This window comes from Bradyrhizobium sp. UFLA05-153 (assembly GCF_054185185.1).
Map to the genome: position 1 here is coordinate 25,553 of NZ_JBBIAM010000078.1, position 20,550 is coordinate 46,102.

Annotated in this window: 32 protein-coding genes; all 32 read left to right on the forward strand. The window is 63.1% G+C overall.

Translation table 11 applies throughout. The features are described from left to right. The first annotated feature begins 31 nt into the window (after positions 1 to 31). The 32 genes from fusA (at position 32) to Q2941_RS34220 (ending at position 20,469) form a co-directional block, all read left to right on the forward strand. Entirely contained in the window at positions 32 to 2,104 is a 2,073-nt protein-coding gene (gene fusA, locus Q2941_RS34065) for an elongation factor G (protein WP_027520966.1), read from the forward strand. A gap of 40 nt (positions 2,105 to 2,144) precedes the next feature. Continuing rightward, positions 2,145 to 3,335, forward strand: coding sequence for an elongation factor Tu (tuf, locus tag Q2941_RS34070; RefSeq protein ID WP_027520965.1), 1,191 nt, complete (start codon positions 2,145 to 2,147; stop codon positions 3,333 to 3,335). A gap of 84 nt (positions 3,336 to 3,419) precedes the next feature. Further along, on the forward strand, positions 3,420 to 3,728 hold the full coding sequence (gene rpsJ / locus Q2941_RS34075; RefSeq protein WP_002712302.1) for a 30S ribosomal protein S10: 309 nt from the start codon (positions 3,420 to 3,422) through the stop codon (positions 3,726 to 3,728). Positions 3,729 to 3,780: 52 nt separating this feature from the next. Further along, a complete protein-coding gene (rplC, locus tag Q2941_RS34080; RefSeq protein ID WP_027520964.1) occupies positions 3,781 to 4,497 on the forward strand; it encodes a 50S ribosomal protein L3 in 717 nt (238 codons plus the stop codon). Position 4,498: 1 nt separating this feature from the next. Beyond that, complete coding sequence (gene rplD, locus Q2941_RS34085) at positions 4,499 to 5,119, forward strand: 50S ribosomal protein L4 (RefSeq protein WP_027520963.1); 621 nt, start codon at positions 4,499 to 4,501, stop codon at positions 5,117 to 5,119. Continuing rightward, positions 5,116 to 5,418, forward strand: a complete 303-nt coding sequence (locus tag Q2941_RS34090; RefSeq protein WP_027520962.1) for a 50S ribosomal protein L23 — start codon at positions 5,116 to 5,118, stop codon at positions 5,416 to 5,418. The genes rplD and Q2941_RS34090 overlap by 4 nt, the downstream gene beginning before the upstream one ends. 12 nt (positions 5,419 to 5,430) lie before the next feature. Further along, entirely contained in the window at positions 5,431 to 6,264 is an 834-nt protein-coding gene (rplB, locus tag Q2941_RS34095) for a 50S ribosomal protein L2 (RefSeq protein WP_027520961.1), read from the forward strand. 12 nt (positions 6,265 to 6,276) lie between these two features. Next, complete coding sequence (gene rpsS / locus Q2941_RS34100; protein ID WP_008963465.1) at positions 6,277 to 6,555, forward strand: 30S ribosomal protein S19; 279 nt, start codon at positions 6,277 to 6,279, stop codon at positions 6,553 to 6,555. 10 nt (positions 6,556 to 6,565) lie between these two features. After that, positions 6,566 to 6,952: a 50S ribosomal protein L22 gene (gene rplV / locus Q2941_RS34105; protein WP_008549264.1), complete on the forward strand. Its 387-nt coding sequence runs from the start codon at positions 6,566 to 6,568 to the stop codon at positions 6,950 to 6,952. Positions 6,953 to 6,970: 18 nt separating this feature from the next. Further along, positions 6,971 to 7,687, forward strand: coding sequence for a 30S ribosomal protein S3 (gene rpsC, locus Q2941_RS34110; protein WP_027520959.1), 717 nt, complete (start codon positions 6,971 to 6,973; stop codon positions 7,685 to 7,687). 30 nt (positions 7,688 to 7,717) lie between these two features. Next, a complete protein-coding gene (gene rplP / locus Q2941_RS34115) occupies positions 7,718 to 8,131 on the forward strand; it encodes a 50S ribosomal protein L16 (protein WP_027520958.1) in 414 nt (137 codons plus the stop codon). Between the two features lie 5 nt (positions 8,132 to 8,136). Beyond that, positions 8,137 to 8,343 carry a 50S ribosomal protein L29 gene (gene rpmC / locus Q2941_RS34120; RefSeq protein ID WP_027520957.1) on the forward strand — a complete coding sequence of 69 codons (207 nt, stop codon included), beginning with the start codon at positions 8,137 to 8,139 and terminating at the stop codon, positions 8,341 to 8,343. Between the two features lie 13 nt (positions 8,344 to 8,356). Then, positions 8,357 to 8,605, forward strand: coding sequence for a 30S ribosomal protein S17 (rpsQ, locus tag Q2941_RS34125; protein ID WP_027520956.1), 249 nt, complete (start codon positions 8,357 to 8,359; stop codon positions 8,603 to 8,605). A gap of 86 nt (positions 8,606 to 8,691) precedes the next feature. After that, a complete protein-coding gene (gene rplN, locus Q2941_RS34130) occupies positions 8,692 to 9,060 on the forward strand; it encodes a 50S ribosomal protein L14 (RefSeq protein WP_027520955.1) in 369 nt (122 codons plus the stop codon). Next, positions 9,060 to 9,374: a 50S ribosomal protein L24 gene (rplX, locus tag Q2941_RS34135; RefSeq protein ID WP_027520954.1), complete on the forward strand. Its 315-nt coding sequence runs from the start codon at positions 9,060 to 9,062 to the stop codon at positions 9,372 to 9,374. The genes rplN and rplX overlap by 1 nt, the downstream gene beginning before the upstream one ends. Beyond that, positions 9,367 to 9,924 (forward strand): 50S ribosomal protein L5, encoded by a 558-nt coding sequence (rplE, locus tag Q2941_RS34140; protein ID WP_035661041.1) that lies wholly within the window; start codon positions 9,367 to 9,369, stop codon positions 9,922 to 9,924. The genes rplX and rplE overlap by 8 nt, the downstream gene beginning before the upstream one ends. Positions 9,925 to 9,970: 46 nt before the next feature. Beyond that, positions 9,971 to 10,276 (forward strand): 30S ribosomal protein S14, encoded by a 306-nt coding sequence (gene rpsN / locus Q2941_RS34145; RefSeq protein WP_027520952.1) that lies wholly within the window; start codon positions 9,971 to 9,973, stop codon positions 10,274 to 10,276. A gap of 14 nt (positions 10,277 to 10,290) precedes the next feature. Continuing rightward, on the forward strand, positions 10,291 to 10,689 hold the full coding sequence (gene rpsH, locus Q2941_RS34150; RefSeq protein ID WP_027520951.1) for a 30S ribosomal protein S8: 399 nt from the start codon (positions 10,291 to 10,293) through the stop codon (positions 10,687 to 10,689). 16 nt (positions 10,690 to 10,705) lie between these two features. Continuing rightward, positions 10,706 to 11,239 carry a 50S ribosomal protein L6 gene (gene rplF / locus Q2941_RS34155; RefSeq protein WP_027520950.1) on the forward strand — a complete coding sequence of 178 codons (534 nt, stop codon included), beginning with the start codon at positions 10,706 to 10,708 and terminating at the stop codon, positions 11,237 to 11,239. Positions 11,240 to 11,250: 11 nt separating this feature from the next. Then, a complete protein-coding gene (gene rplR / locus Q2941_RS34160; protein WP_027520949.1) occupies positions 11,251 to 11,613 on the forward strand; it encodes a 50S ribosomal protein L18 in 363 nt (120 codons plus the stop codon). Between the two features lie 47 nt (positions 11,614 to 11,660). After that, entirely contained in the window at positions 11,661 to 12,236 is a 576-nt protein-coding gene (rpsE, locus tag Q2941_RS34165; protein WP_027520948.1) for a 30S ribosomal protein S5, read from the forward strand. A gap of 25 nt (positions 12,237 to 12,261) precedes the next feature. After that, positions 12,262 to 12,456 (forward strand): 50S ribosomal protein L30, encoded by a 195-nt coding sequence (rpmD, locus tag Q2941_RS34170; RefSeq protein WP_027520947.1) that lies wholly within the window; start codon positions 12,262 to 12,264, stop codon positions 12,454 to 12,456. Positions 12,457 to 12,531: 75 nt separating this feature from the next. Continuing rightward, entirely contained in the window at positions 12,532 to 13,017 is a 486-nt protein-coding gene (gene rplO, locus Q2941_RS34175; RefSeq protein ID WP_458195173.1) for a 50S ribosomal protein L15, read from the forward strand. Between the two features lie 148 nt (positions 13,018 to 13,165). Continuing rightward, positions 13,166 to 14,497, forward strand: a complete 1,332-nt coding sequence (secY, locus tag Q2941_RS34180; RefSeq protein WP_027520945.1) for a preprotein translocase subunit SecY — start codon at positions 13,166 to 13,168, stop codon at positions 14,495 to 14,497. Continuing rightward, on the forward strand, positions 14,494 to 15,717 hold the full coding sequence (locus Q2941_RS34185; RefSeq protein ID WP_458195174.1) for a preprotein translocase subunit SecY: 1,224 nt from the start codon (positions 14,494 to 14,496) through the stop codon (positions 15,715 to 15,717). The genes secY and Q2941_RS34185 overlap by 4 nt, the downstream gene beginning before the upstream one ends. Further along, a complete protein-coding gene (locus Q2941_RS34190) occupies positions 15,714 to 16,589 on the forward strand; it encodes an adenylate kinase (RefSeq protein ID WP_458195175.1) in 876 nt (291 codons plus the stop codon). The genes Q2941_RS34185 and Q2941_RS34190 overlap by 4 nt, the downstream gene beginning before the upstream one ends. A 187-nt stretch (positions 16,590 to 16,776) precedes the next feature. Further along, the gene (gene rpsM, locus Q2941_RS34195; protein ID WP_458195176.1) at positions 16,777 to 17,145 is read left to right on the forward strand and encodes a 30S ribosomal protein S13; all 369 of its coding nucleotides are present in this window, start codon (positions 16,777 to 16,779) and stop codon (positions 17,143 to 17,145) included. A 122-nt stretch (positions 17,146 to 17,267) separates the two neighbouring features. Continuing rightward, the gene (gene rpsK / locus Q2941_RS34200; RefSeq protein ID WP_007603045.1) at positions 17,268 to 17,657 is read left to right on the forward strand and encodes a 30S ribosomal protein S11; all 390 of its coding nucleotides are present in this window, start codon (positions 17,268 to 17,270) and stop codon (positions 17,655 to 17,657) included. 115 nt (positions 17,658 to 17,772) lie between these two features. Continuing rightward, entirely contained in the window at positions 17,773 to 18,804 is a 1,032-nt protein-coding gene (locus Q2941_RS34205) for a DNA-directed RNA polymerase subunit alpha (protein WP_035661033.1), read from the forward strand. A gap of 124 nt (positions 18,805 to 18,928) precedes the next feature. Further along, positions 18,929 to 19,345, forward strand: a complete 417-nt coding sequence (rplQ, locus tag Q2941_RS34210; RefSeq protein ID WP_027520940.1) for a 50S ribosomal protein L17 — start codon at positions 18,929 to 18,931, stop codon at positions 19,343 to 19,345. A gap of 259 nt (positions 19,346 to 19,604) precedes the next feature. Further along, positions 19,605 to 19,901 (forward strand): DUF1330 domain-containing protein, encoded by a 297-nt coding sequence (locus Q2941_RS34215; RefSeq protein WP_027520939.1) that lies wholly within the window; start codon positions 19,605 to 19,607, stop codon positions 19,899 to 19,901. A 61-nt stretch (positions 19,902 to 19,962) separates the two neighbouring features. Further along, positions 19,963 to 20,469, forward strand: a complete 507-nt coding sequence (locus Q2941_RS34220) for a hypothetical protein (protein ID WP_254113116.1) — start codon at positions 19,963 to 19,965, stop codon at positions 20,467 to 20,469. The last annotated feature ends 81 nt before the right edge of the window (positions 20,470 to 20,550 follow it).

A 20,550-nucleotide genomic window follows, 5' to 3' on the forward strand; every position in this document is an offset into this window, starting at 1 on the left:
CGACACCTAACGGACTCGCAAGGAACGACCCATGCCCCGCCAACATGCCATCGAGGACTACCGTAACTTCGGTATCATGGCGCATATCGACGCCGGCAAGACCACGACGACCGAGCGCATCCTCTATTACACCGGCAAGAGCCACAAGATCGGCGAAGTGCACGAAGGTGCCGCGACGATGGACTGGATGGAGCAGGAGCAGGAGCGTGGCATCACGATCACCTCCGCTGCGACCACCGCGTTCTGGGCCGGCAAGCGCCTGAACATCATCGACACGCCCGGCCACGTCGACTTCACCATCGAGGTCGAGCGTTCGCTCCGCGTGCTCGACGGCGCCGTCTGCGTGCTCGACTCGAACCAGGGCGTCGAGCCCCAGACCGAGACGGTCTGGCGCCAGGGCGACAAGTACAAGGTTCCGCGCATCGTCTTCGCCAACAAGATGGACAAGATCGGTGCGGACTTCTTCAAGTGTCTGTCCGACATCGTCGATCGCCTCGGCGCCAAGCCCGTCGCGATCCAGCTTCCGATCGGCGCCGAGAACAACTTCAAGGGTCTCGTCGACCTCGTGAAGATGAAGGGCGTCATCTGGAACGATGAAGCTCTCGGCGCGAAGTTCGACTATGTCGACATTCCGGAAGACCTCGTCGACCAGGCCAAGGAATACCGCGAGAAGATGGTGGAAGCCGCCGTCGAACTCGACGACGACGCCATGGCCGCCTATCTCGACGGCAAGGAGCCGGACGAGGCGACGCTGAAGAGGCTGATCCGCAAGGCCGTGCTTACCGGCGCGTTCTATCCCGTGCTGTGCGGCTCGGCCTTCAAGAACAAGGGCGTGCAGCCGCTGCTCGACGCCGTCGTCGACTACCTGCCATCGCCCCTCGACGTGCCCGCGATCAAGGGCACCGACGACAAGGGCAACGAAGTCGTGCGCAAGGCGGACGACAAGGAGCCGCTCGCGCTGCTCGCGTTCAAGATCATGGACGACCCGTTCGTCGGCACCATCACCTTCTGCCGCATCTATTCGGGCATTCTCTCGTCGGGCACCGGCGTCGTGAACTCGACCCGCGAGAAGAAGGAGCGGATCGGGCGCATGCTGCTGATGCATGCGAACAACCGCGAGGACATCAAGGAAGCCTATGCCGGCGACATCGTTGCGCTGGCCGGCCTGAAGGAAGCGCGCACCGGCGACACGCTGTGCGATCCCGACAAGCAGGTGATCCTCGAGAAGATGGAATTCCCCGAGCCGGTCATCGAGATCGCGATCGAGCCGAAGTCGAAGGCCGACCAGGAGAAGCTGGGCGTGGCGCTCGCCAAGCTCGCCGCGGAGGATCCGTCCTTCCGCGTGTCGACCGACCACGAGTCCGGCCAGACCATTCTCAAGGGCATGGGCGAACTCCATCTCGACATCAAGGTCGATATCCTCAAGCGCACCTACAAGGTCGACGCCAACATCGGCGCGCCGCAGGTGGCGTTCCGTGAGCGCATCACCAAGAAGGTGGAGCACAGCTACACCCACAAGAAGCAGACCGGCGGTACCGGCCAGTTCGCGGCCGTGTCGTTCATCGTCGAGCCGAACGAAGCCGGCAAGGGCTTCGAGTTCGAATCGAAGATCGTCGGCGGCGCGGTGCCGAAGGAGTACATCCCCGGCGTCGAGAAGGGCCTCGAGAGCGTGCTCTCCTCCGGCGTGGTCGCGGGCTTCCCCGTGGTCGACGTCAAGGTGCAGCTCGTCGACGGTAAGTACCACGACGTCGACTCGTCGGCGCTCGCCTTCGAAATCGCTTCGCGCGCCTGCTTCCGTGAAGCGCTGCAGATGGGCAAGTCCGTTCTGCTCGAGCCGATCATGAAGGTCGAGGTGGTGACGCCGGAAGACTACACCGGCTCGGTCATCGGCGACCTGAATTCTCGGCGCGGTCAGATCCAGGGTCAGGACATGCGCGGCAACGCCAACGTCATCAACGCGATGGTGCCGCTCATGAACATGTTCGGTTACGTGAACAACCTGCGCTCGATGAGCCAGGGGCGCGCGACCTTCACAATGCAGTTCGACCACTACGCAGAAGCGCCGGCTAACGTGTCGGCAGAAGTCCAGAAGAAGTTTGCCTGATTGTCGTCGGTCTCGAGCTGACGATTGAACGGAGAGTCAAATGGCCAAAGCAAAGTTTGAACGTAACAAGCCCCACTGCAACATCGGCACCATCGGTCACGTCGACCATGGCAAGACGTCGCTGACCGCGGCGATCACCAAGATCCTCGCTGAAACCGGTGGTGCGACGTTCACGGCGTACGACCAGATCGACAAGGCGCCGGAAGAGAAGGCGCGCGGCATCACCATCTCGACGGCGCACGTCGAGTACGAGACCAAGAACCGCCACTACGCGCACGTCGACTGCCCCGGCCACGCCGACTACGTGAAGAACATGATCACCGGCGCTGCCCAGATGGACGGCGCGATCCTGGTCGTGTCGGCCGCTGACGGCCCGATGCCGCAGACCCGCGAGCACATCCTGCTCGCCCGCCAGGTCGGCGTGCCCGCGCTCGTCGTGTTCCTCAACAAGTGCGACATGGTCGACGATCCGGAGCTGCTCGAGCTCGTCGAGCTCGAAGTCCGCGAGTTGCTCTCGAAGTATGAATTCCCCGGCGACAAGATCCCGATCATCAAGGGCTCGGCGCTGGCCGCTCTCGAAGACTCCGACAAGAAGCTCGGCCACGACGCCATCCTCGAGCTGATGCGCAACGTCGACGAGTACATCCCGCAGCCGGAGCGTCCGATCGACCAGCCGTTCCTGATGCCGGTCGAAGACGTGTTCTCGATCTCGGGCCGCGGCACCGTGGTGACCGGCCGTGTCGAGCGCGGCATCGTCAAGGTCGGCGACGAAATCGAGATCGTCGGTCTGCGTGCGACGACCAAGACCACCGTCACCGGCGTCGAAATGTTCCGCAAGCTGCTCGACCAGGGCCAGGCCGGCGACAACATCGGCGCGCTGCTCCGCGGCACCAAGCGCGAGGAAGTCGAGCGCGGCCAGGTGCTCTGCAAGCCCGGTTCGGTCAAGCCGCACACCAAGTTCAAGGCTGAGGCCTACATCCTCACCAAGGACGAGGGCGGCCGCCACACCCCGTTCTTCACCAACTACCGTCCGCAGTTCTACTTCCGCACCACCGACGTGACCGGTGTCGTGCACCTGCCGGAAGGCACCGAGATGGTGATGCCGGGCGACAACATCGCGATGGAAGTGCACCTGATCGTGCCGATCGCGATGGAAGAGAAGCTCCGCTTCGCGATCCGCGAAGGCGGCCGTACCGTCGGCGCCGGCGTCGTCGCCTCGATCATCGAGTAATTACGAGACTAGAGATTGGCGAGTAGCGGATGGCAGCATTCGCTATTCGCTATTCGCCACTCTGTTTGAAGAAAGACCACGGCAATGAACGGCCAAAATATTCGCATCCGTCTCAAGGCGTTCGACCATCGTATCCTCGATACGTCGACGCGTGAGATCGTGAATACGGCGAAGCGCACCGGCGCGCAGGTTCGCGGACCCATTCCGCTGCCGACCCGCATCGAGAAGTTCACCGTCAACCGTTCGCCGCACGTCGACAAGAAGAGCCGCGAACAGTTCGAGATGCGCACCCACAAGCGTCTGCTCGACATCGTCGATCCGACCCCGCAGACCGTCGATGCTTTGATGAAGCTCGACCTGGCCGCCGGTGTCGACGTCGAGATCAAGCTCTAAGATTTTTGGATCCCGTTCGCGAAAGCGGACAGAAAGAACAGGAAGCAAGCCGATGCGCTCCGGAGTGATCGCACAAAAGGTCGGGATGACGCGGGTCTTCACGGAGACCGGTGAACATATCCCCGTGACCGTGCTGAAGCTCGGCAATTGCCAGGTCGTAGGCCACCGCACCGAAGAGAAGAACGGTTATGTCGCGCTCCAGCTTGGCGCCGGCACCCGTAAGACCGTGTACATGCCCAAGGCTGAGCGCGGCCAGTTCGCAGTCGCCAAGGTCGAGCCGAAGCGGCAGGTCGAGGAATTCCGCGTCTCCGCGGATGCCATGATCCCGGTCGGCGCCGAGATCCTGGCCGATCACTTCGTCGTCGGCCAGTTCGTCGACGTCACCGGCACCTCGGTCGGTAAGGGCTTTGCCGGCGGTATGAAGCGCTGGAACTTCGGCGGTCTGCGCGCCACGCACGGTGTGTCGATCTCGCACCGATCGATCGGTTCGACCGGCGGCCGTCAGGATCCCGGCAAGACCTGGAAGAACAAGAAGATGCCCGGCCACATGGGTGTCGACCGCATCACCACGCTCAATCTTCGCGTCGTCCAGACCGATGTCGAGCGCGGCCTGATCCTGGTCGAAGGCGCCGTTCCCGGCTCCAAGGGCGGCTGGATCCGCGTGCGCGACGCCGTCAAGAAGCCGCTGCCGAAGGAAGCTCCGAAGCCCGGCAAGTTCAAGGTTGCCGGCGGCGAAGCCGAGGCTGCGGCCCAGCAGGAGGGTGCGTGAGATGGAACTGAAAGTCACGACCCTTGAGGGCAAGGAAGCCGGCTCCGTCCAGCTCTCCGACGCCATTTTCGGCCTCGAGCCGCGCGAGGACATCATCGCGCGCTGCGTGAAGTGGCAGCTCGACAAGCGTCAGGCTGGCACCCACAAGGCCAAGGGTCGCGCCGAGATCTGGCGCACCGGCAAGAAGATGTACAAGCAGAAGGGCACCGGCGGTGCTCGTCACGGCTCGGCCCGCGTGCCGCAGTTCCGTGGCGGCGGCCGTGCCTTCGGCCCGGTGGTGCGTTCGCACGCCTCCGACCTGCCGAAGAAGGTCCGCGCGCTCGCGCTGAAGCATGCGCTGTCGGCCAAGGCCAAGGACGGTGATCTCGTCGTGATCGAGAAGGCCGCGCTCGAGGCCGCCAAGACCAAGGCGCTGCTCGGCCACTTCTCGGGGCTGGGCCTGACGAACGCGCTGATCATCGACGGCGCCGAGCTGAACCAGGGCTTTGCCGCGGCGGCCCGCAACATCCCGAACATGGATGTGCTGCCGATCCAGGGCATCAACGTCTACGACATCCTGCGCCGTCAGAAGCTCGTTCTGACCAAGGCCGCCATCGATGCGCTGGAGGCGCGCTTCAAATGACGAAGAACATCGAGGCTCGCCACTACGACGTGATCCTGTCGCCGGTCGTGACCGAAAAGGCGACGATCGCCTCGGAGCACAACAAGGTTCTGTTCAAGGTGGCCGCGAAGGCGACCAAGCCGCAGATCAAGGAAGCGATCGAGAAGCTGTTCGACGTCAAGGTCAAGAGCGTCAACACGCTGGTCCGCAAGGGCAAGGTCAAGGCCTTCCGCGGCAATCTCGGCTCGCAGTCGAACACCAAGCGCGCGATCGTGACCCTCGAAGAGGGTCATCGGATCGACGTGACCACCGGTCTGTAAGGTCCTACGACGATGGCACTGAAGACATTCAACCCCACGACGCCGGGCCAGCGCCAGCTGGTCATGGTCGATCGTTCGGCCCTCTACAAGGGCAAGCCGGTCAAGGCGCTCACCGAAGGCAAGAAGTCCTCGGGCGGTCGCAACAACACCGGTCGCATCACCGTGCGCTTCCGCGGCGGCGGTCACAAGCAGACGCTGCGCACCGTCGACTTCAAGCGAGAGAAGATCGACGTCCCCGCCACCGTCGAGCGGCTGGAGTATGACCCGAACCGCACCGGCTTCATCGCGCTGATCAAGTACCAGGACGGCGAGCAGGCCTACATCCTGGCGCCGCAGCGCCTGGCGGTGGGTGACACCATCATCGCCGGCAACTATGTCGACGTGAAGCCGGGCAACGTCATGCCGCTGGGCAACATGCCGGTCGGCACGATCATCCACAACATCGAGACCAAGATCGGCAAGGGTGGCCAGCTCGCGCGTTCGGCCGGCACCTACGCCCAGCTCGTCGGTCGCGACCAGGACTACGTGATCATCCGCCTGAACTCGGGCGAGCAGCGCCTGGTGCACGGCCGTTGCCGCGGCACGATCGGCGCGGTGTCGAACCCGGATCACATGAACACCTCGATCGGCAAGGCCGGTCGCAAGCGCTGGATGGGCCGTCGCCCGCACAACCGCGGTGTTGCCATGAACCCGATCGACCATCCGCACGGCGGTGGTGAAGGTCGTACCTCGGGCGGTCGCCACCCGGTCACCCCGTGGGGCAAGCCGACCAAGGGCAAGAAGACCCGCACCAACAAGTCGACCAACAAATTCATTCTCCTAAGCCGCCACAAGCGGAAGAAGTAAGGAACGCCGGACATGGTTCGTTCAGTCTGGAAAGGCCCGTTCGTCGAAGCGTCGCTGCTCAAGAAGGCAGATGCGGCGCGTGCGTCCGGCCGTCACGACGTCATCAAGATCTGGAGCCGTCGCTCGACCATCCTGCCGCAGTTCGTCGGCCTGACCTTCGGCGTCTACAACGGTCAGAAGCACGTGCCGGTGGCGGTCAACGAGGAAATGGTCGGTCACAAGTTCGGTGAGTTCTCGCCGACCCGGACCTTCCATGGCCACTCCGGCGACAAGAAAGCCAAGAAGGCTTGAGGATTAAGTCATGAGCAAACCTAAGCGCGAACGGAGCCTCGCCGACAACGAGGCCAAGGCGGTCGCCCGGATGCTGCGGGTGAGCCCGCAGAAGCTCAACCTGGTGGCCCAGCTTATTCGCGGCCGCAAGGCGTCTGCTGCGCTCGCCGATTTGCAGTTTTCGCGCAAGCGGATCGCGGTGGACGTGAAGAAGTGCCTGGAATCGGCTATCGCCAACGCCGAGAACAATCACGACCTCGACGTCGACGATCTCGTCGTGGCGCAGGCCTTCGTCGGCAACGGGCTGGTGATGAAGCGCTTTGCCGCCCGCGGCCGTGGTCGCTCGGGCCGTGTCTACAAACCATTTTCGCAGCTGACGATCATCGTTCGTCAGGTCGAAGCCGAAGCAGCCGCTTAAGGGGCGCAGGAGAACACGATGGGTCAAAAGATCAATCCGATCGGTCTGCGTCTCGGCATCAACCGGACCTGGGATTCCCGCTGGTTCGCCGGCAAGCAGGAATACGGCAAGCTGCTGCATGAGGACGTCAAGATCCGCGAGATCCTGCACAAGGAGCTCAAGCAGGCGGCCGTCGCCCGCATCGTGATCGAGCGTCCGCACAAGAAGTGCCGCGTCACCATCCACTCGGCCCGTCCGGGCGTGGTGATCGGCAAGAAGGGCGCCGACATCGACAAGCTGCGCAAGAAGGTGGCCGACATCACCTCGTCGGACGTCGTGATCAACATCGTCGAGATCCGCAAGCCGGAGCTCGATGCGACGCTGGTCGCCGAATCGATCGCGCAGCAGCTCGAGCGCCGCGTTGCGTTCCGCCGCGCCATGAAGCGCGCCGTGCAGTCGGCGATGCGTCTCGGCGCGGAAGGCATCCGCATCAACTGCTCGGGTCGTCTGGGCGGTGCGGAAATCGCGCGCATGGAGTGGTACCGCGAAGGTCGCGTGCCGCTGCACACGCTGCGCGCCGACATTGACTACGGCGTCGCGACCGCGTTCACGACCTTCGGCACCTGCGGTGTCAAGGTCTGGATCTTCAAGGGCGAGATCCTCGAGCACGATCCGATGGCCCAGGACAAGAGAATGGCCGAAGGCGAGGGTGGTGGCAGCGGTGGCGGCCGGCAGCGTCGCGACGCTGCGGCCTGAGCCAGCACAGGAATTTGAGGGCTTAAAGCCATGATGCAACCTAAGAAAACGAAGTTCCGGAAGGCGCATAAGGGCCGCATCCACGGCGTTGCGTCTTCGGGCGCGACGTTGGCGTTCGGCCAGTTCGGCCTGAAAGCGACCGAGCCTGAGCGCGTCACCGCGCGCCAGATCGAGGCCGCCCGCCGCGCGCTGACCCGCCACATGAAGCGCGCCGGCCGCGTCTGGATCCGCGTATTCCCCGACGTTCCGGTGTCGAAGAAGCCGGCCGAAGTCCGCATGGGCTCCGGCAAGGGCTCGCCGGAATTGTGGGTCGTGCGCGTCAAGCCGGGCCGGGTGCTGTTCGAGATCGACGGCGTCAACAACCAGACTGCGCGCGAGGCGCTGACCTTGGCTGCTGCCAAGCTGCCGATCAAGACGCGCTTCGTCGAGCGCATTGCGGAGTAATGGCCATGGCCCAGATGAAGATCGAAGACATCCGCGCGATGAGCCCCGACCAGCAGGACGACGCCGTCCTGAACCTGAAGAAGGAGCGCTTCAATCTGCGCTTCCAGCGTGCCACCGGGCAGCTCGAGAACACCTCGCGCTTGCGCGAGGCCCGCCGTGACATCGCCCGGATCAAGACCGTCGCCGCGCAGCAGCGCGCGAAGAAGAAGTAAGAGGCTTACGAAGATGCCGAAACGTACTTTGCAGGGCGTGGTCGTCAGCGACAAGCAAGCCAAGACCATCGTGGTGCGCGTCGATCGCCGCTTCACGCACCCGATCTACAAGAAGACGATCCGCCGTTCGAAGAACTATCACGCGCACGACGAGAACAACCAGTTCAAGCCGGGCGACGTGGTGTGGATCGAGGAATCGAAGCCGATTTCGAAGTTGAAGCGCTGGGTCGTGATCCGGGGCGAACACAAGAAAAGCGCCTGAGTTGTCGGCACTTAGCCGACTGACTTCAGGGAAATGTTGAGCGCTGGCCAGGCTGGCGCAAAAGAGAAAGAGGACGAGGTGCATCAATGATTCAGATGCAGACCAACCTCGACGTGGCCGACAATTCTGGCGCACGCCGTGTCATGTGTATCAAGGTGCTCGGAGGCTCCAAGCGCCGCTACGCCACCATCGGCGACATCATCGTCGTGTCGATCAAGGAAGCGATTCCGCGTGGCAAGGTGAAGAAGGGCGACGTGATGAAGGCCGTCGTGGTGCGTGTCCGCAAGGACATCCGCCGCCCCGACGGTTCGGTCATCCGCTTCGACCGCAACGCCGCGGTCCTGATCAACAACCAGGCCGAGCCGGTCGGTACCCGTATCTTCGGGCCCGTGCCGCGCGAGCTGCGCGCCAAGAACCACATGAAGATCATTTCGCTCGCGCCGGAGGTGCTGTGATGGCTGCGAAGATCCGCAAGGGCGACAAGGTCGTCGTGCTGACCGGCCGCGACAAGGGCCGCACCGGCGAGGTGTTCGAGGTGCGCCCGGACGCCGGCACGGCTCTGGTGCGTGGCATCAACATGGTGAAGCGCCACCAGAAGCAGACCCAGAACCAGGAGGGCGGCATCATCTCGAAAGAGGCGCCGATCCAACTGTCCAATATCGCGTATCTCGGCAAGGACGGAAAGCCGACGCGCATCGGATTCAAGATTCAGGCGGACGGCAAGAAGGTCCGCATCGCCAAGAGCTCGGGAGCTGAGATCGATGGCTGACACAGCTTACGTGCCGCGCCTGCGCGCGGAATACGACGCGAAGATCCGCGTCGCGATGACCGAGAAGTTCGGTTACGAGAACGTCATGCAGGTTCCGCGGCTGGACAAGGTCGTGCTGAACATGGGCGTTGGCGATTCCGTGAACGATCGCAAGAAGGCTGAGAATGCCGCTGCCGAACTGACGCAGATCGCCGGCCAGAAGGCGATCGTGACCTATTCGCGCATCGCGATCGCGACCTTCAAGCTGCGTGAGAACCAGCCGATCGGCTGCAAGGTCACGCTGCGCAAGGCCCGCATGTACGAGTTCATCGATCGCCTGGTGACGGTCGCGCTGCCGCGCGTCCGCGACTTCCGCGGCCTGAACCCGAAGAGCTTCGACGGCCGTGGCAACTACTCGCTCGGCATCAAGGAGCACATCATTTTCCCCGAGATCGACTTCGACAAGGTCACGGAAGCCCGCGGTATGGATATCACCGTCTGCACCACGGCCAAGACCGACGAAGAGGCGAGGGCCTTGTTGACCGCTTTCAATTTCCCGTTCCGGCAGTGAGACGCTGACGTAAAGCCTCTCAAACGCGGATACCCAGGAGCCAAGCATGGCAAAGAAGAGTTCAATCGAGAAGAACAACCGGCGCAAGCGGATGGTGAAGAACGCCGCCGCCAAGCGCGAGCGGTTGAAGGCGATCATCGCCGACAAGAAGCTGCCGATGGAGGAGCGCTTCGCTGCGACGTTGAAGTTGGCGGAAATGCCGCGCAACTCGTCGGCGACCCGCATCCGTCTGCGTTGCGAGCTGTCGGGCCGCCCGCGCTCGAACTATCGCAAGAACAAGCTGTCCCGTATCGCGCTTCGTGAACTTGGCTCCAAGGGTATGGTCCCGGGCCTCGTGAAGTCGAGCTGGTAAGGAGGATCGTTTTGATGTCTACGCACGATCCAATCAGCGATCTGATCACCCGCATCCGCAACGCGCAGATGCGCTCCAAGACCAAGGTCTCCACGCCTGGCTCGAAGATGCGCGAGAACGTGCTCGAGGTGCTGAAGAGCGAGGGCTATATCCGTGGTTACGCCACGGTCGAGCACTCCTCGGGCCGCAGCGAGATCGAGATCGAGCTGAAGTATTTCGACGGCGAGCCCGTCATCCGCGAGATCGAGCGGGTCTCCAAGCCCGGACGTCGCGTCTACGCCTCGGTGAAGGCTCTGCCGCGCGTCAACAATGGGCTCGGTATTTCGGTGTTGTCGACGCCGAAGGGGATCATGGCCGACCACAGCGCGCGCGACGCGAATGTGGGCGGTGAAGTCCTCTTCACGGTGTTCTGAGAAGGATTTTTGATCCATGTCACGTGTTGGCAAAAAGCCTGTGACGGTGCCGTCGGGCGTTACCGCGACCGTCGATGGGCAGACCGTCAAGATGAAGGGGCCGAAGGGCCAGCTTCAGTTTATCGTCCATGACGACGTCGAGGTGAAGCTCGAGAACGGCCAGGTCAAGGTCAAGCCGCGGGCCGAGACCAACCGCGCGCGGGCGCTGTACGGCACCGCTCGCGCCCAGGTCGCGAATCTGGTGGAAGGCGTCACCAAGGGCTTCGAGAAGAAGCTCGAGATCACCGGCGTCGGTTACCGCGCCGCGATGCAGGGCAAGAACCTGCAGCTCGCGCTCGGCTACAGCCACGACGTGATCTATCCGATCCCGGAAGGGATCACGATCGCCGTGCCGAAGCCGACCGAAATTACGGTGACGGGCAGCGACATCCAGCGCGTCGGCCAGGTCGCAGCCGAAATTCGCGCCTATCGCCCGCCGGAGCCCTACAAGGGCAAGGGCGTGAAGTATGTTGGCGAATTCATCTTCCGCAAGGAAGGCAAGAAGAAGTAACGGAGCCGGTCATGTCGAAAGCCAAGGTTACGAATGCCCGGCGCAAGCGGAGTGTGCGGCTCAAGCTGCGCCGCTCCGGTGGCGGCCGTCCGCGCCTGTCGGTGTTCCGCTCGTCCAAGCACATCTACGCCCAGGTCATCGACGACCTGAAGGGCGAGACGCTGGCGTCTGCCTCCTCGCTCGAGAAGTCGATGCGCGACGGCGGCAAGACCGGCGCCGACATCGATGCGGCGAAGGCGGTCGGCAAGCTGCTGGCCGAGCGCGCCGCAGAGAAGGGCGTCAAGGAAGTCGTGTTCGATCGCGGCAGCTATCTCTATCACGGGCGCGTCAAGGCTCTTGCCGACGCTGCGCGTGAGAGCGGGCTGAACTTCTAACAGAATTTGAGGATTGAGGCGTAAGCCTCTGAAGGATTGGAAAAACCATGGCAGGTGAACGCGAACACCGCGGCGGACGTGAACGCAAGGAGCGCGAGGAGCGCGACAGCGAGTTCGTCGACAAGCTCGTCCACATCAACCGCGTCGCCAAGGTGGTCAAGGGCGGCAAGCGCTTCGGCTTCGCAGCGCTGGTCGTGATTGGCGACCAGAAGGGCCGTGCCGGCTTCGGTCACGGCAAGGCGCGCGAAGTGCCTGAGGCGATCCGGAAGGCGACCGAATCCGCCAAGCGCAACCTGACCCGCGTGTCGCTGCGCGAGGGCCGCACGCTCCATCACGACATCGCCGGCCGTCACGGTGCAGGCCGTGTCTACCTGCGTGCCGCCCCGGCCGGTACCGGCATCATCGCCGGCGGTCCGATGCGCGCCGTGTTCGAGACGCTCGGCGTCCAGGACGTGGTGGCCAAGTCGATCGGCTCGTCCAACCCCTACAACATGGTGCGCGCGACCTTCGACGCGCTGAAGCACCAGGATTCGCCGCGCTCGGTCGCGGCCCGCCGCAACATCAAGGTGTCCACCCTGCAGTCCCGTCGTATCGGCGGCGATGCCGAGGCGGCTGCCGACTAACGGAAGCTTTTCGGAGTTTTAAAAAATGGCCAAGGCCGCCAAGACGATCAAGATCGAGCAGATCGGCAGCGCGATCCGCCGCCATCACTCGCAGCGCTCGACGCTGATCGGGCTCAAGCTCAACAAGATCGGCCGCGTCGCCGAACTGCCGGACACCCCGGCGGTTCGCGGCATGATCGAGAAGGTTCACCATCTCGTCCGCATCGTCGACGGGAAGTAAGCAAGGGCGCATGATCCCGGAAGCTGGATACCGGTTTTCGGGCTAGATCATGCGCAAGAAACAAGGAGAAGGGCGATGAAGCTCAGCGATATCGCCGACAACCCCGGCTCGCGCAAGAAGCGCATGCGCGTCGGTCGCGGCATCGGTTCGGGCAAGGGCAAGCAGTCCGGCCGCGGCGGCAAGGGCCAGACCGCGCGTTCGGGCGTGCGCATCAAGGGTTTTGAAGGCGGCCAGATGCCGATGCATCGCCGTCTGCCCAAGCGCGGCTTCAACAACATCTTCCGCGTCGAGTTCGCCGAGATTAATCTCGACCGGCTCCAGGACGCCGTCGATGCCAAGAAGCTCGACACGGGCAGCGTCGTGAACGCCGAAGCGCTGGTGAAGGCCGGCGTGCTGCGTCGTTCCAAGGCCGGCGTCCGGCTGCTCGGCGGCGGCGAGCTCAAGGCCAAGCTCAACGTCGAAGTGCACGGCGCCTCGAAGTCCGCCATTGCGGCGGTCGAGAAGGCCGGCGGCTCGGTGAAGATCCTCGCGCCTGCCCCCGAAGAAGGCGAGGCGGCGTAACATCTGCGTCATTGGCCCGCGGCTCGCGGGCCTTTACGCGTGCTGGACGATGGACTTATCGAAGCCGTGCACCAGATAATGTCCGGCGTCCGCCCAGTAGCCCGGCCGCGGGCATGACGGCGCAGTAGGCGGCGGGAGAAAGCCCAACATGGTCTCAGCAGCGGAACAACTGGCAGCCAATCTCAATTTCGGCGCGCTTGCCAAGGCCGACGAACTGAAAAAGCGCATCTGGTTCACCCTGGGTGCGCTGCTCGTTTATCGGCTCGGCACCTACATCCCGCTGCCCGGCATCGATCCCAACATCTGGGAGCAGGTGTTCCGCTCGCAGGCGGGCGGCATCCTCGGCATGTTCAACATGTTCGCCGGCGGCGGCATCCACCGCATGGCGATCTTCGCGCTGAACATCATGCCGTACATCTCGGCATCGATCATCATCCAGCTCCTCACCACCGTCTCGCCGCAGCTCGAGGCGCTGAAGAAGGAAGGCGAGGCGGGCCGCAAGACGCTGAACCAGTACACCCGCTACCTCACCGTGATCTTGGCCGCGTTCCAGTCCTACGGCATTGCGGTAGGCCTGGAAGGCGCCGGCAACGTCGTCAGCGATCCCGGCCTGTTCTTCCGTCTCTCCACCGCCATCACGCTCACCGGCGGCACCATGTTCCTGATGTGGCTGGGCGAGCAGGTGACCTCGCGCGGCATCGGCAACGGTATCTCGCTGATCATTCTCTCCGGCATCGTCGCCGAGCTGCCCTCCGCGCTCGCCAACATGCTAGAGCTCGGCCGCCAGGGCGCGATGTCCACCGGGCTGATCCTGATCGTCATCATCATGGCGGTCGCCGTGATCGCCTTCATCGTGTTCATGGAACGCGCGCAGCGCCGGCTTCTGATCCAGTATCCGAAGCGCCAGGTCGGCAACAAGATGTTCGAGGGCCAGTCCTCGCATCTGCCGCTCAAGCTCAACACCTCGGGCGTCATCCCGCCGATCTTCGCGTCCTCGCTGCTCCTGCTGCCGACGACGGTTGCGAACTTCAACGCGGGCAAGGGACCGGAATGGTTCCAGTGGCTGACGACGCAGCTCGGTCACGGCCGGCCGCTGTTCCTGATCATGTATCTCGCGCTGATCGTGTTCTTCGCGTTCTTCTACACCGCGATCGTGTTCAACCCGACCGAGACCGCGGACAACCTGAAGAAGCACGGCGGCTTCATCCCGGGCATCCGTCCCGGCGAGCGCACCGCCGAATACATCGACTACGTGCTGTCGCGCATCACGGTGATCGGCGCGATTTACCTCGCGATTGTCTGTTTGATCCCGGAAATTCTGATTTCCTACGCCTCGGTGCCCTTCTACTTTGGCGGCACGTCGCTGTTGATCGTGGTCAGTGTCACCATGGACACGGTAGCGCAGGTTCAGGGTTATCTGCTCGCCCATCAGTATGAAGGGCTGATCAGGAAGTCGAAGCTGAGGGGCCGCCGTAGATGACCAAGGAGCTCGCGCGCCGGATCGCTTTCACGATTGGCGCGCTGCTCCTTTTCAGGCTCGGCGCTCACATTCTGCTTCCGGGGCTTCGCCCGGGCGATTGGCTGACGGGCGGTCCATTGGCGGTTGACGCGATAGCCCGCCTGTCCATCGTTGCCCTCCATCTCGTTCCCTATCTGAGCGCAGCGATCATCGTCCAACTGGTCGCGATGGTATGGGGACGGCTGAGCTCGCTTGAGAGGTCGGGCGAGCGTGGCCGGCGCAGGATCGCCCGTTACACCCTGACCCTGACGCTGGTGATCGCGTCTTTCCAGGCCTGGGGCATCGCTTCGACGCTGACGACGATCCCCAACATCGTGCCCGATCCCGGCGACTGGTTCGTAGTGTCGGCGACCGCGTCAATGGTCGGCGGCGTGTTCTTGCTTGTCTGGCTGAGCGAGCAGATCACCCGCCATGGAATCGGCAATGGTCTTGCACTGGTGCTGAGCGTTGGCATTCTCGTCCACGTTCCGGGGGACGTTGCAGGTATCCTCGACCTCGTCCAGAGCGGCCAAATATCCGTCAATCTTGCGCTGACCCATGCCGTCTTCTGGATCGTGCTCGTCGCCCTGATCGTCTTCGTCGAAAGCGCGCGACGCAATGTCCGCGTCGACTTTGCCGAACGCAAGATCGGGGAACGCGTGATGCCCGCTCGATCGGCGGTTCTGCCGATCAAGGTCAACAGCGCCGGCTATCTAGTGCCGACCACCGTGGCGCCCTGGTTCTTGTTTCTGCCGCTGGCTTTCCTGACTTACGTCTTTGGTGCCGATGCGCCGTGGATCGCCGCCGCCTACAAGCAGCTTCAGCTTGGTGCGCCGGGTCACCTGATCCTCGGATCCGTCGCGGTATTCGTGCTCGCCTTCATCTACACAGCCTACGTCGTCGATCCCGAGCACGTCGCCGATTCTCTTGTGAAGCAGGGCGGCGCGATTCCCGGCGTTGCGGCGGGCGAGCCCACAGCGGATTACCTTGATCGCGTGGTGTCATTGACGACGGTGGCCGGAGCCGTCTACCTGACGGCGTTGCAGTTGATTCCGGAGATCTTCGAGCCTTACGGGATCGGGCTGCCTTATAGTATGATTATCAATGGTGGTGCGGCGCTGATTGTGGTTTGCACTATTCTCGATCTTCAAACACAGGTGCGCGAGCTATCGCTCACCGATCCGGGGGGCGAACGCCGATGAGAATTATCCTTCTGGGACCGCCGGGGTCAGGCAAGGGGACCCAGGCCCAACGGCTGATCGAGCGCTATGGCATCGTGCAGCTCTCAACCGGTGAGATGCTTCGCGCTGCGGTTGCAGCGGGAACACCGATCGGCCTGAGGGCGAAGGAGATCATGGCGAGCGGCGGCCTCGTGCCCGACGATGTCGTGGTGGGAATCATCGCCGACCGGATCGAGCAGCCCGATGCCAAGAAGGGTTTCATCCTCGATGGCTTCCCGCGCACGGTCCCGCAGGCCGAGGCGCTGGACGAGCTATTGAAGCACAGGCACCTCAAGCTCGATGGCGTGATCGAGCTCAGGGTCAATGAGAGCGCGCTGCTCGATCGCGTGGAGACCCGCGTCGCCCAGATGCGCGAACGCGGCGAAGAGGTCCGGGTCGACGACACCCCGGAGGTCCTGACCAAGCGGCTCGCCAGCTACCGCAGCCAGACGGAACCGCTGATTCACTACTATTCCGAGCGGCGCAAGCTCTCGACCGTCGATGGCATGATGACCATCGAGGAGGTCACCCGCGCCATCCATCGCCTTCTCCTCGCGCTGGGGGCGATCGAGCCCAAAACCCACGCCAAGGCAGCCCAGGCCAAGACCTCGACTAAGCCCGCGGCCAAGGCGGCTCCAGCCAGGCGAGCTGGCGAAAAGGCACCCAAAAAGGCCAAGAAACCCGCGAAAGCGGCCAAAAAGGCCAGCAAGTCCGCCAAGAAGGCCCTAAAAGGCACCAAGAAAGCCGCAAAAAAGACCGCCAAGAGGACCGTTAAAAAGACCGCTAAAAAGACCGCCAAAAAAGGTCCGAAGAAGGCCCCAAAAAAGGTCACGAAAAAGCGAGCTAAGCGCTAGCAGCGGTTGACGAAACCCCCGGGAATCCCTTAATAAGCCCCGCATCCAAGTCGGATAGTTTCAGACGATGCCGGGCCCCAGGAAGACCGGGGGTGGGCGTCGTGTTCGCGTTTGTGAACACCTGCCCGAGAACGCAAGCACTTAAAGCCCGATTCCTGACGAGGGATCGGCAACAGGAGAGAAAGCCGTGGCCCGTATTGCCGGCGTAAACATTCCCACCAACAAGCGCGTGCTGATCGCGCTGCAGTACATCCATGGCATCGGCCCCAAGATCGCCGGTGACATCATGGAGAAGGTGAAGATCCCCGAGGATCGTCGCGTCAATCAGCTGACCGACCAGGAAGTGCTCCAGATCCGCGAAGTGATCGACCGCGACTTTCTCGTCGAGGGCGATCTGCGTCGCGAGGTCGGCATGAACATCAAGCGTCTGATGGACCTCGGCTGCTATCGCGGCCTGCGTCATCGTCGTGGTCTGCCGGTGCGCGGTCAGCGTACCCACACCAATGCGCGCACGCGCAAGGGTCCGGCCAAGGCGATCGCCGGCAAGAAGAAGTAAGTTCTGCAATTCAAATATGGCGTGTGGCGAAGAGGGATCCTCGGTTCGCCACGCGCTTTTCGTTCCACAGGTGTAGCCGCTGGCATTACGGCGGCGTTTGAGATCTCCAGGAAAGGTATTCAATGGGCAAGGAAGCCACCCGCGTTCGCCGTCGTGAGCGCAAGAACATCGCCTCCGGCGTCGCGCACGTGAACTCGTCGTTCAACAACACGACGATCACCATCACCGATGCACAGGGCAACACGATTGCCTGGTCGTCGGCGGGCACCATGGGTTTCAAGGGATCGCGCAAGTCGACCCCGTATGCAGCGCAGGTCGCTGCGGAGGACGTTTCCAAGAAGGCGCAGGAGCACGGCATGCGCACGCTGGAAGTCGAGGTCGCCGGTCCCGGTTCGGGCCGCGAGTCGGCGCTCCGCGCGTTGCAGGCTGCGGGCTTCACCGTCACCTCGATCCGCGACGTGACCACGATCCCGCACAATGGTTGCCGCCCGCGCAAGCGTCGGCGCGTTTGATACGAGGTCGCGGGCGCCGTCGTCGTCCGCGATGACTTTGTTTTGCGAAGCCGCAAGCGCGACTTGCGGCCTTTCTCCAACGCCAGTGTCCGCAATGGCAGACTGACTGGCCTGTATGGGTGAAACAGTGACGATCCAGAAAAATTGGCAAGAACTGATTCGGCCGAACAAGCTCCAGGTAACCCCGGGTAGCGATCCGGCCCGCTTTGCGACCATCGTCGCCGAGCCGCTCGAGCGTGGCTTCGGCCAGACGCTCGGCAACGCACTGCGCCGCATCCTGTTGTCTTCGCTTCAGGGCGCTGCCGTGCAGTCGGTGCACATCGACGGCGTGCTGCACGAGTTCTCCTCGATCGCGGGCGTCCGTGAGGACGTCACCGACATCGTGCTGAACATCAAGGACATCTCGATCAAGATGCAGGGCGAAGGCCCCAAGCGCATGGTCGTGAAGAAGCAGGGCCCGGGCGTCGTCACCGCCGGCGACATCCAGACCGTGGGCGACGTCACCGTGCTCAACCCGGACCTGCAGATCTGCACCCTCGACGAGGGCGCCGAGATCCGCATGGAGTTCACGGTTTCGACCGGCAAGGGCTACGTGCCCGCCGAGCGCAACCGTCCCGAGGACGCGCCGATCGGCCTGATCCCGGTCGACAGCCTCTACTCGCCGGTCCGCAAGGTCTCCTACAAGGTCGAGAACACCCGCGAGGGCCAGATCCTCGACTACGACAAGCTGACCATGACGATCGAGACCAACGGCGCGATCACGCCGGATGACTCGGTGGCCTACGCTGCGCGCATCCTTCAGGACCAGCTCAACGTGTTCGTCAACTTCGAAGAGCCGCGCAAGGAAGTCGCCCAGGAGATCATCCCGGACCTCGCCTTCAACCCGGCTTTCCTCAAGAAGGTGGACGAGCTCGAGCTGTCGGTGCGTTCGGCCAACTGCCTGAAGAACGACAACATCGTCTACATCGGCGACCTCGTGCAGAAGAGCGAAGCAGAAATGCTCCGCACCCCGAACTTCGGCCGCAAGTCGCTGAACGAGATCAAGGAAGTGCTGGCCCAGATGGGTCTGCACCTCGGCATGGAAGTGCCGGGCTGGCCGCCGGAGAACATCGACGAGCTCGCCAAGCGCTTCGAGGATCACTACTGATCCATTTCACCGTCGTGGCCGGAGACTTCCGGCCACGATTTTTTAATGGGCGAACGCAGGAAGCCCACCTGAGCAACATGTCCGACGAACCGTCGCGGCAGTTCAATACGTAAGGAACAAACACATGCGTCATGGCAAGGTTCATCGGAAGCTCAACCGCACGGCCGAGCATCGCAAGGCGATGTTCGCCAACATGGCGGCTTCGCTCATCAAGCACGAGCAGATCGTCACCACGCTGCCCAAGGCCAAGGAGCTCCGTCCGATCGTCGAGAAGCTCGTCACCCTCGGCAAGAAGGGCGGCCTCTCGCTCCGTCGTCAGGCGATCGCGGAGCTGCGCGACGTCGACATGGTCAAGAAGCTCTTCGACACGCTCGCGACCCGCTACAAGGACCGTCAGGGCGGCTACACCCGCATCATCAAGGCCGGCTTCCGTTACGGCGACAACGCCGCGATGGCCGTGATCGAATTCGTCGATCGCGACGTCGACGCCAAGGGCCAGGACTCCGGTCCGTCCCAGGCGAAGGAAGCCGAAGCGGCGTAAGCCGGCCGGCATTTTAGAGATTGAGAAAGCGGCGCCCTCGGGCGCCGCTTTTGTTTTGAATTGTAGGGTGGGCAAAGCGAAGCGTGCCCACCGCTTCGCGTGCCACAAGAGAAGTGGTGGGCACGGCGCAAGAGCGCCTTTGCCCACCCTACGAAGCTATGTGGGGCATGCCCTTCTCACGCGTGAGTGAGCGCCAATTGCGGTGCCATTAATCGCGCCTGATATCTCCGGTCATCAAGACCAGCGGATGAGGTTCTGCATGGCCGCCTATGTCATCTCCGAGGTCGAGGTCCGCGATGCCGCCTCGATGGAAGCCTATCGCACACTCGCCGCACAAACGATCGCGCAGTATGGCGGCCGCTACCTCGCGCGTGGCGGCGCCGCGGACGTGGTGGAGGGCGGTCCACCGGCCGAGACCATCATCATCGTCGAATTTCCGTCGATGGCGCGTGCGCGCGAATGGTACGCCTCGGCCGAATATGCCGAAGCGCTGAAGTTGCGGAGGACCGCGCTGGAGCGGCGGCTGATATTTGTCGAGGGCGTGCTGCCTGTGTGAGGCCTTTCTGGCGCAACGAAGGGTTGCTATGCTCGCCCGGTAGCCCAATCGGGAGAAGAGAATGTTTCAGTCACGATTCAAGATTCTTTGTTTCTTCGTTGCCCTAGTGATCCTGTGGCCGCTTTCGCCGTCACGCGCCGACCAGCCATTTCAGCGGCTGCTGCCGCTCCTGGTCGACCTTGCCGGATGGGACGGCAAGAAGCCGGACGGCATGTCGATGCAGATGTCCGACACGAGCATGACCACGGCAACGCGCGAATACACGCGCGGCTCGGCGCGTCTGCAAGCTGCGGTCATGGTCGGGCAGGCGGCCACCGGAGCCATGGCGCCGATCCAGAGCGGAATGAACATTCAGACGCCCGACGGCCACGTCATGTCCGCAACCATGCATGGCATGCAGGTGCTCAAGAACTACAACAACCCGCAGAAATCAGGCACGCTCATCGTGGCGCTGGGCAAGGACGCGCTGTTCAACCTTTCCTTTGACGGCCTCACCGAGGAGGAAGGGCTTGCGCTCGCCGAAAAATTCGACTGGAAGGCGCTCCAGACGGCCGCCCAAGCGAAGTAGAGGCGTAGGGTGGGTTAGTACTACTGAGTCAGTTGGTCGCGGCGGCTTAGGTGTGAGAATCAAGTATCTGTAGGGATTCAG